The organism is Arthrobacter sp. Y3225116 (assembly GCF_059091245.1).
Genome location: NZ_JBNHGL010000074.1, coordinates 1 through 12,330 on the forward strand (window position 1 = coordinate 1; position 12,330 = coordinate 12,330).

Sequence of the window (12,330 nt, forward strand, 5' to 3'; positions counted from 1 at the left end):
CCTGCCGCCCGGCCGGCGCCGGCAGCCCCGCATTTCCCGCCCGGCAGCGCCCGGGCCCATGCCAGGAGGACTTTTGGCGAATCATCCACAAACTGCATCTTCGGGCTCTGCCGGTCGCATCCCGGAGGACTACGATAAGACCACGGACATTTCGAAGGAGAGCATGACCACCAACCACCCCCAGCCGACACCGGAACCGGAAATGACGCCTGATGAGATCCAGGCGGTCATCGACCGTATCCTGGCCCGCGACACCGCGGCGCGAGGCAAACAGGGCGTCGGCGGCAGAGCCCAGGCACTCTCCGAACTTGATGCCGAGCATTCCGAATTCGACGGCGACCAGCAGGATCTCGCGGAACGCCGCGCCCTGCGGCGCGTAGCCGGCCTGTCCACCGAGCTTGAAGACGTCACCGAGGTTGAGTACCGGCAGCTGCGCCTGGAGCGCGTCGTCCTCGCCGGTCTCTGGACCGAAGGCACGGCCGACGACGCGGACAATTCCTTGCGCGAACTGGCGGCGCTGGCGGAGACAGCCGGTTCCGAGGTGCTGGACGGTATTGTCCAGCGCCGGTTAAAGCCGGATCCGGGGACTTTCCTGGGCTCCGGCAAGGCCCAGGAACTGCGCGACATTGTGATGTCCACCGGCGCCGACACGGTCATTGTCGACGGCGAGTTGTCGCCGTCGCAGCGCCGCGGTTTGGAAGACATCGTGAAGGTCAAGGTCATTGACCGCACCGCGCTCATCCTGGACATTTTCGCGCAGCATGCCAAGAGCCGCGAAGGCAAGGCCCAGGTAGAGCTGGCCCAGCTTGAGTATCTGCTGCCCAGGCTCCGAGGCTGGGGCGAGTCCATGTCCCGGCAGGCCGGCGGCCGCGTGGGGGCGGCAGGCGGAGGCATCGGTTCCCGCGGGCCCGGTGAGACGAAGATCGAGCTGGACCGCCGGCGCATCCGCACCCGGATGGCGAAGTTGCGCCGGGAGATCACCGCCATGAAGCCCGCACGGGACACCAAGCGCGCCAACCGCCGCCGCAATGCCGTGCCGTCGGTGGCAATCGCCGGCTACACGAATGCCGGCAAGTCGTCGCTGCTCAACCGCCTGACGGATGCGGGTGTGCTGGTCGAGAACGCGCTCTTCGCCACCCTGGATCCGACCGTCCGCCGGGCGGAAACACCGGACGGCATCGGTTACACGCTCGCCGACACGGTAGGGTTCGTCCGGTCGTTGCCGACGCAGCTGGTGGAAGCCTTCCGCTCCACCCTGGAGGAAGTTGCCGACGCCGACGTCATCCTGCACGTCGTCGACGTCTCGCATCCTGACCCGGAGGGCCAGATCGCCGCAGTGCGCGAGGTGCTGACCGAAATCGAAGCACGGCACATTCCGGAAATCGTCGTCTTGAACAAGGCCGATGCCGCCGATCCCTTCGTGGTCGAGCGACTGCGCCAGCGCGAACCGCGGCACGTCGTGGTCTCGGCGCGGACCGGGCAGGGCATCGATGAGCTGCTTCGGCTCGTCAGCGAGACGATCCCGCGGCCCAGTGTGAAGCTGCAGCTGCTGGTGCCTTACGACCGTGGCGAAGTGATTAGCCGCCTGCACAACGAAGACGCCGAGATCCTCTCCATGGAGCATGGCGGGGACGGCACGCGGCTCGACGTGATGGTGCGCGAGGGCCTGGCATCGGAGCTGGAACAGTTCCTCCGGCATGACTGACCTCCAGGTTCCCGCCGGGGAGGCGTTGCGGCTGCTTGATGTCGCCGTTCAGGAGATGGGCGGGCAGCACCGTGCCGGCCAGCACGAAATGGCGGCGAAAGTAGCCGAGGCCTTCGAGCGCCGGCAACACCTGCTGGTGCAGGCGGGCACCGGCACCGGCAAGTCGCTGGCCTACCTGGTGCCGCTCATGGTCCAGGCGCTGGAGGGGGAGAAGCCGGCCATCGTCTCCACCGCAACGTTGGCGCTGCAATCGCAGATCGTCAAGCGGGATCTGCCCCGGCTGTTGGAGGCCGTCGCCGACGAGCTTCCCAGGCCGCTGGACGTCGCTTTGCTCAAGGGCAGGAACAATTACCTCTGCCTGCACAAGCTCGCGGGCGGCTTTCCGGACGAGGACGCGCCGGCGGCACTGTTCAGCCTCGGCGAGGACGCGGTTCCGCATCCTGCTCCGGCCGGCGCAGGGTCCGCTTCCGGCCCCTCGGGCGCGCTGGGCAAGGAAGTAGTGCGCCTGCGCGAGTGGGCACAGGAGACCGAAACCGGGGACCGGGATGAACTGGTGCCCGGTGTCAGCGACCGGGCCTGGCGGCAGGTCTCCGTCGGCTCGATGGAATGCCTGGGCGCCCAGAAGTGCCCCCTTGCCGCCGAGTGCTTCAGCGAACTGGCCCGGGGCCGCGCGACAGAGGCTGACATCGTGATCACGAACCACGCCATGCTGGCCATCAACGCCTTCGAGGGCGTCGCGGTACTCCCGGACTATGACGTCGTGGTCATCGACGAGGCCCATGAGCTGCAGGACCGCGTCACCAGCGCCGTCGCGGGGCAACTCTCGGCCGCCATGGTGCGTACCGCCGCCTCGACGGCGCGCAAACACACGGGGATCAGCGTGGAGCCTTTGAACTCCGCCGCCGACGCCCTGGAGGACGTCCTGCAGTCTGTGCCGACCGGCTTGTTGGCGGCCGGCCTCCGCGAGGAGCATGAGCTGGTGCTCGCGCAGGTACGGGAAGCGGCCCGCGCGGCGCTCTCCGACTCGAAGCCCGAAGGTGCGGGGGCAGCGGACGGCGGACGGCAGATGGCGCGCTCACGGCTCTCGGCCGTGCTGGAGCTGGCTGAACGGTTGCTGTCCGCACCGGACTCCCGGGAGGTCATCTGGGCGACCCGTCCCAGTACCTATGGCGAGACCGGCGACTACGCCGCCAATGACGACCAGCCGGCAACGCTGAACATAGCACCGCTCTCGGTGGCGTCCCGGCTGCGTGAGGGCCTGTTCGACGAACATACCGTTGTGCTGACATCGGCGACGTTGTCGGTCGGGGGAACCTTCGACGCCGTCGCCGGGTCGCTCGGACTGCTCGGAGCCGGCGCGCCCGCCTATTCCAGCGTGGACGTGGGCAGCCCCTTCGATTACCCCAGGCAGGGCGTGCTCTACGTGGCGTCGCATCTACCGAAGCCGGGCCGGGGCACCAGCCCGGAACAGCTCGATGAACTCGAGGAGCTGCTGCTGGCCTCGCGCGGCGGCGCCCTGGGCCTGTTCTCCTCGCGGCGTGCGGCAGAAGAAGCCGCGGCCGAAATGCGCGGGCGCACCGACCTGACCATCCTGTGCCAGGGCGAATCGTCGATGGGTGCGCTGGTCCGCCAATTCGCCGAAGAGCCCGACACCTGCCTGTTCGGCACGATGACGCTCTGGCAGGGCGTCGACGTTCCCGGTTCCGCGTGCCGGCTCGTGGTCATCGACCGGATTCCGTTCCCCCGGCCGGATGACCCGCTCACGACTGCCCGCACCCGGTCCGTGGCGCAGTCCGGGGGAAACGGTTTCATGACCGTCTCGGCGACCCACGCGGCCGTGCGGCTGGCCCAGGGAGCCGGCAGGCTGATCCGCGCGTCAAACGACCGTGGAGTGGTGGCCGTGTTGGACTCCCGGCTGGCGACAGCGCGCTACGGGAGCTTCCTCCGCAGCGCCCTGCCGCCCTTCTGGAGTACCAAGGACGGCGCCACGGCCCGCCAGATCTTGGAAAGGCTGGCTTCGGCCGCAGCCTGAACGTGCTGTGGGGGCACGCCCATTCCGGAGCGAGCGGGGCCAACCCGGCCGGGGACCGCCCGTGCGCGCAGGGATCCCGGGGTGGCGGCAGCGGGGGACCGGGAGACGCGGGCGCGTCAGAGGGCCCGCATCACCGAGACAACCTTGCCCATGATGGTTGCGTGGTCGCCCAGAATGGGTTCGTACTGGGTATTCTGCGGCAGCAGCCACGTGTGGCCGTCGCGCTGCCGGAAGGTCTTGACCGTTGCTTCGTCGTCGAGCAGCGCCGCCACGATGTCGCCGTTCTCGGCCGTGTGCTGCTGGCGCACCACGACCCAGTCGCCGTCACAGATGGCCGCATCGATCATGGAATCGCCCGAGACCCTGAGCATGAACAACTCGCCGTGTCCCACCAGTTGCCGCGGCAGGGGCATGACGTCCTCGACCGCCTGGTCCGCGAGGATCGGCCCGCCCGCTGCGATCCGTCCCACCAGCGGCACCATCGCCGTGTCGGATGACGTGGTCAGCTCGGATACTGCGACGCCGCTGGAGCTGCGCAGCTGTTGCGGTTCCTCGACTCCGACGATTTCCACACCCCCGTGCTCGAGTGTCAGCGGGGTCAGGATTTCCATGGCACGGGGACGCTTGGGGTCGCGCCTGATGTAGCCCATCTTCTCGAGCTGGGCCAACTGGTGCGTGACGCTGGACAGGCTTGCCAGACCGACGGTGTCACCGATCTCGCGCATGGACGGAGGGTATCCGTGGGACATGACGGAGCGCTGGATCGTTTCCAGGATCTTCTTCTGCCGCGGCGTCAGGCTGCGTCCCACTTTGACGGGCCGGCCGCGTCGCTTCGCTCCGGCAGTGGTGGTGGTCTCTTCCGACATGTCCGGCCCCGGTCTCCCCGTAGTGGTCCCTGCGCCGGCGCCGTAGCGGAACCGCACATGGGCTGTTGTCTCAACTGTTTTGTCGGTGGCGGCTGATGCACTGCTCTTACTGCCGTTCGACGCTTACAACGCTAGGCGAGGCGGTAGCGAATTTCAAACATTTGTTCGACTGAGTCTCGACAATGTTCGATCACCAGTGCTAAAACTGTAAGAGACGAATTCGAAGATACGTTCGAATGTGGTCGCAAAACGATCGAAACCAGCCGAAATAGATCGAATATCGGAAAGGTGGCACCATGTCCGCCCAGCTCGCACCGCAGCCCGCCGGCGTTCGTACCAGCACAGGCCTGCGGCTGACCCGCCGGGGCCGTTTGTTGCTGATCGGCCTGCCGCTGATGCTCGCCGCGGCCGCAGCCCTGACCCTGATCGGTTTCTTCACGGCCCCGGCAATGGCCGCCGCCGGGGGGCTGGGACCGGGGCCGGCGGCAACTGTCACGGTGGGCAGCGGCCAGACACTGTGGGACATAGCAGTGCAGTCCGCCCCGGACCGCAACCCTCACGATGTCATTTTCGAGATCGCGCAATTGAACGGCCTGCAGGGGGACATCGTCCACGCCGGACAGCAACTGCTGGTCTCGTCGGCGCGCTGAGACCAGCCGTAATATGAGCTGCTTCGGCCCGCCCGATTCCTGCCCCGGGCGGGCCGAAGCTTAAACTGGACCGGTGAGTGAGCAGTTAGAACGCCTGAACCGCCTGCCGTTGCGGGAAAATCTCCGGGGCTTGGAGCCCTATGGTGCGCCCCAGTTGGAGGTTCCCGTCCTCCTGAACGTCAACGAGAACACCCATGGCCTGCCCGATGCTGTCCGTCAGGCCATCGTCTCGGCCGTCAGTGAGGCGGCCGCGGGCCTAAACCGGTATCCGGATCGCGAGTTCACGAAGCTGAGGACGGCGCTGGCCCGCTACTTGGGGCACGGCCTCACCGCAGAGAACATCTGGGCCGCCAACGGATCGAACGAAGTCCTGCAGCAAATCCTCCAGGCCTTCGGCGGCCCCGGCCGCACCCTGCTGAGCTTCCCGCCCACCTATTCCATGTACCCGCTGCTGGCCAGCGGAACGGACACGGATTATGTGGCTGTTCCGCGGGGGGCGGACTTCACACTGTCCCCGGACGCTGCCGCCGCTGCCGTGGCCGACTCCGCGGCAAATGTGGTCGTTCTTTGCTCCCCGAACAACCCGACGGGCACCGCCCTGGGCCTTGAGGTCGTGGAGGCGGCGTATGAGGCGGGGGAGGCCTCCAAGGCCATCGTGATCGTGGACGAGGCCTACGCCGAGTTCGCCCACGAAGGAACGCCGAGCGCGCTGACGCTGTTGCCGGGGCGGGAGCGACTCATTGTTTCCCGGACCATGAGCAAGGCCTTCGCGCTGGCAGGCGCCAGGGTCGGGTACCTCGCCGCCGCACCGCAGATTACCGATGCGCTGCGCCTGGTCCGCTTGCCCTATCACCTCTCCGCGGTCACCCAGGCAACGGCCCTGGCCGCGTTGGAACATGCTGATGCGCTGCTGGCCAACGTCGAAGACATCAAGGCGCAGCGGGACCGCATTGTCGACGGGCTGGCCGGACTGGGCCTTGACCCGGCGCCGTCCGACTCTAACTTCGTGTTTTTCGGTGGGCTGGAGGATCCCCGCTCGGTGTGGCAGGGGCTGCTGGAAGCCGGCGTGCTGATCCGCGATGTCGGGATCCCGGGCCATCTGAGGGTAACCGCCGGCACTGAGGCCGAGACCACAGCCTTCCTCGACGGCGTCAAGGCCCTCGTGGCGAGCCCCGTCTCCTAAACTAGTAAGAGCGAACCGGCTCGTGCCGGTCGACCAATTCGTCAAAGGACTCCCATGACCGTGGAAACCACCACCGGACGTACCGCACGCCTCGAACGCATCACCAGCGAGTCGTCCGTGCTGGTTGAACTGGATCTCGACGGCACCGGCCGTTCCGAGATCAGCACCACCGTGCCGTTCTACGACCACATGCTGACCGCCCTGGCGAAGCACTCGCTCGTCGACCTGACGGTGAAGGCCAGCGGGGACACGCACATCGACGCGCACCACACCGTCGAAGATGTCGCCATCACCATCGGCGACGCCCTGAAGGAAGCGCTGGGGAGCAAAGCCGGGATCCGCCGTTTCGGGGAAGCCACGGTGCCCCTGGACGAGGCGCTGGCCCACGCCGTCGTGGACATCTCCGGCAGGCCCTACCTGGTGCACACGGGGGAACCGGCAGGCCAGGAGTACCACCTGATCGGCGGACACTTCACCGGATCGCTGACCCGCCACGTCTTCGAGTCGATCACGCTGCACGCCCAGATCTGCCTGCACATGCGCGTGCTGGGCGGCAGGGACCCCCACCACATCGTCGAGGCCCAGTTCAAGGCCTTCGCCCGGGCGCTTCGCGCCGCCGTCGAAGCCGATCCACGTGTCGAGGGCATTCCCTCGACGAAGGGAGCCCTGTGACGGCTGCGCCCAAGGTCACCGTACTGGACTACGGCTCCGGGAACGTCCGCTCGGCAGTCCGGGCGCTGGAGCATGTGGGTGCCGACGTCACGCTGAGCCATGCCTCCGACGACGTCCTCGACGCCGACGGCCTGCTGGTTCCCGGCGTCGGGGCCTTCGCAACGGTCATGAAGGGGCTCAAGTCCGTGGACGCGCTTCGCTGGATTGGGCGGCGGGTGGCCGGCGGCAGGCCCGTGCTGGGCATCTGCGTCGGCCTGCAGGTCATGTTCGAAGAAGGCGTGGAACATGGCGTGCGGTCGCAGGGCATCGGGGAATGGCCGGGAACCGTGGAAGCGCTGCCCGCTGAGGTCGTGCCCCACATGGGGTGGAACACCGTGGACGCCGCGGAGGGCAGCCGGCTGTTTGCCGGGATCGAAGACGAGCGCTTCTACTTTGTACACTCCTACGGCGTGCAGCACTGGAACTTCGATGTCACCCAACCCGCGATGACACCCCCGCTGGTGACCTGGTCCACGCACGGCGCCCCGTTCATAGCGGCCGTTGAAAACGGTCCGCTGAGTGCTACCCAGTTCCATCCGGAAAAGTCCGGAGACGCCGGCGCGGAGCTGCTGCGCAACTGGCTGAAGACGCTGAGGTAGTCATGGGCAGCATCCTCCTGATGGGCCTGGCCGGGCTGCTGGCCGGCGGCGCCATCTCGTTCCGGCAGCAGCGGCTGCCCAAGTGGTTGGTGATCGTCTTCTGGATCCTGGCCGGCCTGTCGCTGCTGGCTGCCTACTTGCTCACCCTCGGCCCGGCCGAGTAACCACACCCATCCCGCGCCCGCTGACGGCGCGCAGAAAGCGGAAGAACCATGACGAACGAAACCACCATCCTTGAACTTTTGCCCGCAGTCGACGTTGCCGACGGCCAGGCCGTCCGGCTGGTCCAAGGCGAAGCCGGCAGCGAGACCGGGTACGGGGATCCGCTGGACGCTGCGCTGGCGTGGCAGAACGACGGGGCGGAATGGGTGCACCTGGTGGACCTCGACGCGGCGTTCGGCCGGGGCAACAATACGGAAGTGCTGCGCCGCGTCTCCGACGAACTGAAGATCAAGGTGGAGCTGTCGGGCGGCATCCGCGACGACGCCTCATTGGAGCGGGCGCTTGAGTTCGGGGCCGCACGTGTCAATCTAGGCACCGCCGCCCTGGAGAATCCGGAGTGGACGGCACGCGCCATTGCCCGGCACGGTGACGCCATCGCCGTCGGCCTCGATGTCCGGGGCACCACGCTCGCGGCCCGCGGCTGGACGCAGGATGGCGGCGACCTCTGGGAGGTGCTGGCCCGCCTCGAAGACGCCGGCTGCGCGAGGTACGTGGTCACCGACGTCACCAAGGACGGGACGCTGCGCGGACCCAACGTGGATCTGCTCCGGCAGATGTGCGAGCGGACCGACAAGCCGGTGGTTGCATCGGGCGGAATCTCCAGCCTGGATGACCTGCGGACACTGCGCGACCTGGTTCCGGCGGGAGTCGAGGGAGCGATTGTGGGCAAGGCACTGTACGCGGGCAAGTTCACGCTGCCCGAAGCCCTCGATGTCGCCGGCCGGCGCTGAGAGACCAGCATGGGCAAGAAGCAGCTGCCCGCCCATATTGCCGCTGCGCTGGCGGGAGCCGGCGGGGCGGGGGACTCGGCCGGCCAAAGCTGGGCCGGCCGGGACCTGAGCGGTGAAGGAAATCCGCTTCACCAGTTCGACCACGATGACGGCAGCGCGGATCCCGGCTACGAGGCTGCGCTGCAATGGCTTGCTGCCGGAACCGGCGGCGAAGCGGAAGTAGTGGCTGCCCTGGCCAACGCCCGCGTTTTCGTGCCCATCGTGGCGACGCTGGGAGAAGAAGCCGAGGGCAGCCACGGCCTGACAGCAGATAAACAGGCCGACATGGCCGTGGTGACGTTGCAGGCGCCGGATGGGCGCCGGGCGCTGCCGGTGTTCAGCAACACGGCCGCCCTGGAAGCCTGGCATCCCCAGGCCCGGCCGGTCGCCGTGGAGGCGCCGCGGGCGGCCCTGGCGGCCGTGTCCGAAGACGCCGAACTGATGGTTATGGATCCGGGCGCCGCCCTGACGTTCGTGGTCCGGCGGCCGGCAGTGTGGGCGTTGGCCAAACAGCACGAGTGGGTGCCCTCCTACCGCGATCCGGCGCTGTTGGAGTGGGTGGCCGAGGCCACGGGCGGCGAGGAGGCGGTCATGGCCTCGTTCGTGGAGCCCGGGACCGGGATCGCGGTCCGGGCGGCAGATGGAGCCGTGGTGGCCGGCGGCGGCCACGGCCCGGAGCTGCGCCTGGTCCTGCAGGTGCAGGACGGGCTGGGGCGCGAGGAGTTGGGCGCCTTGGCCGGACGGATCCAACAGCGGCTCCAGTCCCGGCAGGAGTTTGCCGAACGGGTGGATTCGCTGGAGCTGAAGTTCACCCGCTGAATCCCGCGTAGCGGCCGCCTCAACCAGAAGCGCAAAGACAAAAGGACGACGCCGGTGCGTGGCACCGGCGTCGTCCTTTGTCAGTTCTGGAAGTTCGGGCCGGTCAGTTGACCGGACCCGTGAACTTCTCGCCCGGGCCCTTGCCCGGATCGTCCTGGATGACCGAGGCTTCGCGGAAGGCCAGCTGCAGGGAGCGGAGGCCATCGCGCAACGGTCCGGCATGCTGGCTGCCGATTTCCGGCGCGGCAGCGGTGACGAACCCGGCCAGGGCGGTGATCAGCTTGCGGGCTTCGTCCAGGTCCTTGAGCTCTTCGGCGTCTTCTCCGGCGGCCAGGCCGCACTTAACGGCGGCGGCGCTCATCAGATGGACGGCGGCGGTAGTGATGACTTCCACGGCCGGTACTTCGGCGATGTCGCGCATCTGGCCCAGGACTTCCTGTTCCTGGCTGGAGGCAGAACCGGCGTCGGGTGCGAAGCTGTGGCGGTGGCCGTCGGTCTGCGGATTGTTATCTGAGCTGCTCATACTGGTAAGCTTGTCACAGACCAATTGGATCTCGTTACTTATGTGCCTCACAGCACGTGCGGAGCAGGATCCGATCTGCAAGCGGAGTCCTCTCCCACCCGTCGGTATGGCTAGCCAGAGCTGCCGGGTTTAGGTCGGCAGGCTGTAGCCGGAAACCCTCGCGTGAGGCGCCCGGGCCAGCCGGTGGAACTCCAGGGAGTCTCCGCCTGCCGCCACTTCGAGGCCTTCGATTGCGTTTGCAATGGGAGGCCTTCTTTCATTGCAGGCGGCAGCCGATTTTAGTGACAGGAGCCACACATTAGCGAGCCAAGAATCAATGATCGTATCCGCGTTCCCGAGGTGCGGTTAGTCGGACCGAACGGCGAACAGGTTGGGATCGTCCGTATTGAGGATGCCCTGCGCCTGGCCACGGAATCGGATCTTGACCTGGTTGAGGTCGCACCGCAGGCTAAGCCTCCGGTGTGCAAGCTTATGGATTTTGGCAAGTACAAGTATGAGGCTGCGGTCAAGGCCCGCGAGGCGCGCAAGAACCAGACGAACACTGTGCTCAAGGAAATCCGGTTCCGCCTGAAGATCGACAAGCACGACTACGAGACCAAGCGCGGCCACGCGCTGAGGTTCCTCGCGGCCGGCGACAAGGTCAAGGCCATGATCCAGTTCCGCGGCCGTGAACAGCAGCGCCCGGAAATGGGCATCCGCCTTCTGCAGAAGTTTGCCGAGGACGTAGCCGAGGTCGGCGTGATCGAATCGACTCCGCGCATTGACGGCCGCAACATGGTGATGGTGATCGGCCCGACCAAGAACAAGGCCGAAGCCAAGGCAGAGGCCCGGCGGGCCGCCCAGAAGGCTGACGCCAAGGCAACGAACGAGGCCAAGAAGGAGAAGGTGGATACCTCGGCCGACCAGGATCCGCTGACGCAGAGCCTGGGCGACTTGATGCCGGAAGGCCTGGCCGCAATGGCAAGCCAGCCGGAGGAAACCGCCGAAGCACCTGCCCAGGCGGATGCCGCGGCTGAGGTTGAGGTTGAGGTTGTGCCCGAGGCCGAGTCCGCGGAGCAGCCGGAAGCCGAGGCTGCGGTTGCGGCCGAGGCGGAGCCCGAGGTTGAGGCCGAGGCCAAGCCTGCTGCCGAGCCGGAAGCCGAGGTTAAGCCGGCCGCGCAGGCCAAGCCTGCTGCTCAGGCAAAGCCGGCAGTTGCAAAGCCGGCCGCTGCGAAGCCGGCGGCCGAGGCCAAGCCGGCGGTTCCGGCGAAGCCCGCGGCACCTGCCACGGAGGCCAAGCCCGCAGCACCCAAGCCCGCCGCCAGGCCCAAGCCGGCAGCGCGGCCTGCAGCACCCAAACCTGCTGGCCGGTCCGGTTCCAAGAACTAAGACCGTACAGAGAGCATCCGGCAACCGCCGGGCACGGTTCTGTGCCCGGCGCCGGTAAACAAGTAAACCGCCGGTGCCCGTTTTTGCGGCACCGCACGAGCCGACGGTCGGCAGCGACCCGAGGAGACGTAAGGAGAACGGCAGCCATGCCGAAGCAGAAGACCCACAGTGGCGCCAAGAAGCGCTTCAAGCTCACCGGCAGCGGCAAGCTCAAGCGCCAGCAGGCCAACCGCCGCCACTACCTGGAGCACAAGCCTTCCACGCTGACCCGACGCCTTGCCGGTGACAAGATCGTTGCTCCGGCCGACGTGCGCAACATCAAGAAGATGCTCGGCATCTGATTTTCTCCCCTCCGGTCCGCGCGGTGACGCCGCAAGGGCCATCCAGCTAGTTTTGCCCCCGGCCGCCGATTGCGGCGGCCGAGCACCGGGCACCAATCATCAAAAGGAGTACGCACGTGGCACGTGTGAAGCGGGCGGTCAACGCCCACAAGAAGCGCCGGGTCATCCTGGACCGGGCTGCCGGATACCGCGGACAGCGGTCCCGCCTGTACCGCAAGGCCAAGGAACAGCTGCTGCACTCGTTCGTGTACAGCTACGGCGACCGCCGCAAGCGCAAGGGTGATTTCCGCCGCCTGTGGATCCAGCGCATCAACGCTGCGTCCCGCGCCAACGGCCTGACCTACAACCGCCTCATCCAGGGCCTGAAGGCCGCCGAGGTCCAGGTCGACCGCCGCATGCTGGCCGAGCTGGCCGTGTCCGACGCCGGCGCCTTCGCCGCGCTGGTGCAGGTAGCCAAGGACGCCCTGCCGGCCGACACTTCGGCTCCCGCCGAGCGTCAGACCGCTGCCGCCAAGCCTGCCGCCGCCGCCAAGGCCGCTCC

At 67.5% G+C, this 12,330-nt stretch carries 14 protein-coding genes; 12 read left to right on the forward strand and 2 right to left on the reverse strand.

Going from position 1 to position 12,330, the window contains the following annotated elements:
- Positions 1-163: 163 nt before the first annotated feature.
- Both hflX and AC5RV2_RS09065 read left to right on the forward strand, forming a co-directional pair.
- Positions 164-1,705 (forward strand): GTPase HflX, encoded by a 1,542-nt coding sequence (hflX, locus tag AC5RV2_RS09060; RefSeq protein WP_494092067.1) that lies wholly within the window; start codon positions 164-166, stop codon positions 1,703-1,705.
- The gene (locus AC5RV2_RS09065; RefSeq protein WP_494092068.1) at positions 1,698-3,737 is read left to right on the forward strand and encodes an ATP-dependent DNA helicase; all 2,040 of its coding nucleotides are present in this window, start codon (positions 1,698-1,700) and stop codon (positions 3,735-3,737) included. The genes hflX and AC5RV2_RS09065 overlap by 8 nt, the downstream gene beginning before the upstream one ends.
- 116 nt (positions 3,738-3,853) lie before the next feature.
- Here the strand turns inward: AC5RV2_RS09065 and lexA are convergent, their stop codons facing one another.
- Entirely contained in the window at positions 3,854-4,603 is a 750-nt protein-coding gene (gene lexA / locus AC5RV2_RS09070) for a transcriptional repressor LexA (RefSeq protein ID WP_494092069.1), read from the reverse strand.
- Positions 4,604-4,899: 296 nt separating this feature from the next.
- Between lexA and AC5RV2_RS09075 the strand changes: the two genes are divergently transcribed.
- The 7 genes from AC5RV2_RS09075 to AC5RV2_RS09105 all read left to right on the forward strand — a co-directional run bounded on the left by AC5RV2_RS09075 (position 4,900) and on the right by AC5RV2_RS09105 (position 9,557).
- On the forward strand, positions 4,900-5,253 hold the full coding sequence (locus tag AC5RV2_RS09075; protein WP_494092070.1) for a LysM peptidoglycan-binding domain-containing protein: 354 nt from the start codon (positions 4,900-4,902) through the stop codon (positions 5,251-5,253).
- Positions 5,254-5,326: 73 nt separating this feature from the next.
- Positions 5,327-6,436, forward strand: a complete 1,110-nt coding sequence (locus AC5RV2_RS09080) for a histidinol-phosphate transaminase (protein WP_494092071.1) — start codon at positions 5,327-5,329, stop codon at positions 6,434-6,436.
- A gap of 54 nt (positions 6,437-6,490) precedes the next feature.
- On the forward strand, positions 6,491-7,108 hold the full coding sequence (gene hisB / locus AC5RV2_RS09085; RefSeq protein WP_493977765.1) for an imidazoleglycerol-phosphate dehydratase HisB: 618 nt from the start codon (positions 6,491-6,493) through the stop codon (positions 7,106-7,108).
- The gene (gene hisH / locus AC5RV2_RS09090) at positions 7,105-7,746 is read left to right on the forward strand and encodes an imidazole glycerol phosphate synthase subunit HisH (protein ID WP_494067962.1); all 642 of its coding nucleotides are present in this window, start codon (positions 7,105-7,107) and stop codon (positions 7,744-7,746) included. The genes hisB and hisH overlap by 4 nt, the downstream gene beginning before the upstream one ends.
- 2 nt (positions 7,747-7,748) lie before the next feature.
- Positions 7,749-7,910 carry a hypothetical protein gene (locus AC5RV2_RS09095; RefSeq protein WP_494002387.1) on the forward strand — a complete coding sequence of 54 codons (162 nt, stop codon included), beginning with the start codon at positions 7,749-7,751 and terminating at the stop codon, positions 7,908-7,910.
- 48 nt (positions 7,911-7,958) lie between these two features.
- Entirely contained in the window at positions 7,959-8,699 is a 741-nt protein-coding gene (gene priA, locus AC5RV2_RS09100; RefSeq protein ID WP_494092072.1) for a bifunctional 1-(5-phosphoribosyl)-5-((5-phosphoribosylamino)methylideneamino)imidazole-4-carboxamide isomerase/phosphoribosylanthranilate isomerase PriA, read from the forward strand.
- A gap of 9 nt (positions 8,700-8,708) precedes the next feature.
- A complete protein-coding gene (locus AC5RV2_RS09105; protein WP_494092073.1) occupies positions 8,709-9,557 on the forward strand; it encodes an SseB family protein in 849 nt (282 codons plus the stop codon).
- A gap of 103 nt (positions 9,558-9,660) precedes the next feature.
- On the opposite strand, the gene AC5RV2_RS09110 is transcribed toward AC5RV2_RS09105, so the two are convergent.
- Positions 9,661-10,080 (reverse strand): DUF1844 domain-containing protein, encoded by a 420-nt coding sequence (locus tag AC5RV2_RS09110; RefSeq protein ID WP_494067959.1) that lies wholly within the window; start codon positions 10,078-10,080, stop codon positions 9,661-9,663.
- Positions 10,081-10,419: 339 nt separating this feature from the next.
- On the opposite strand from AC5RV2_RS09110, the gene infC reads away from it, so the two are divergent.
- The 3 genes from infC to rplT all read left to right on the forward strand — a co-directional run.
- Positions 10,420-11,448 (forward strand): translation initiation factor IF-3, encoded by a 1,029-nt coding sequence (gene infC / locus AC5RV2_RS09115; RefSeq protein ID WP_494092074.1) that lies wholly within the window; start codon positions 10,420-10,422, stop codon positions 11,446-11,448.
- A 146-nt stretch (positions 11,449-11,594) separates the two neighbouring features.
- Positions 11,595-11,789: a 50S ribosomal protein L35 gene (gene rpmI, locus AC5RV2_RS09120; RefSeq protein WP_127511693.1), complete on the forward strand. Its 195-nt coding sequence runs from the start codon at positions 11,595-11,597 to the stop codon at positions 11,787-11,789.
- A 116-nt stretch (positions 11,790-11,905) separates the two neighbouring features.
- Positions 11,906-12,330 (forward strand): 50S ribosomal protein L20 (rplT, locus tag AC5RV2_RS09125; protein WP_494092075.1); only part of this gene is annotated, 425 nt, incomplete at its 3' end.

Coding starts and splice junctions, on each gene's coding strand:
- AC5RV2_RS09065 (WP_494092068.1), top strand. CDS start 1,698: ATGACTGACCTCCAGGTTCCCGCCGGGGAGGCGTTGCGGCTGCTTGAT.
- AC5RV2_RS09105 (WP_494092073.1), top strand. CDS start 8,709: ATGGGCAAGAAGCAGCTGCCCGCCCATATTGCCGCTGCGCTGGCGGGA.
- AC5RV2_RS09095 (WP_494002387.1), top strand. CDS start 7,749: ATGGGCAGCATCCTCCTGATGGGCCTGGCCGGGCTGCTGGCCGGCGGC.
- lexA (WP_494092069.1), bottom strand. CDS start 4,603: ATGTCGGAAGAGACCACCACCACTGCCGGAGCGAAGCGACGCGGCCGG.
- hisB (WP_493977765.1), top strand. CDS start 6,491: ATGACCGTGGAAACCACCACCGGACGTACCGCACGCCTCGAACGCATC.
- rpmI (WP_127511693.1), top strand. CDS start 11,595: ATGCCGAAGCAGAAGACCCACAGTGGCGCCAAGAAGCGCTTCAAGCTC.
- priA (WP_494092072.1), top strand. CDS start 7,959: ATGACGAACGAAACCACCATCCTTGAACTTTTGCCCGCAGTCGACGTT.
- hflX (WP_494092067.1), top strand. CDS start 164: ATGACCACCAACCACCCCCAGCCGACACCGGAACCGGAAATGACGCCT.
- AC5RV2_RS09110 (WP_494067959.1), bottom strand. CDS start 10,080: ATGAGCAGCTCAGATAACAATCCGCAGACCGACGGCCACCGCCACAGC.
- AC5RV2_RS09075 (WP_494092070.1), top strand. CDS start 4,900: ATGTCCGCCCAGCTCGCACCGCAGCCCGCCGGCGTTCGTACCAGCACA.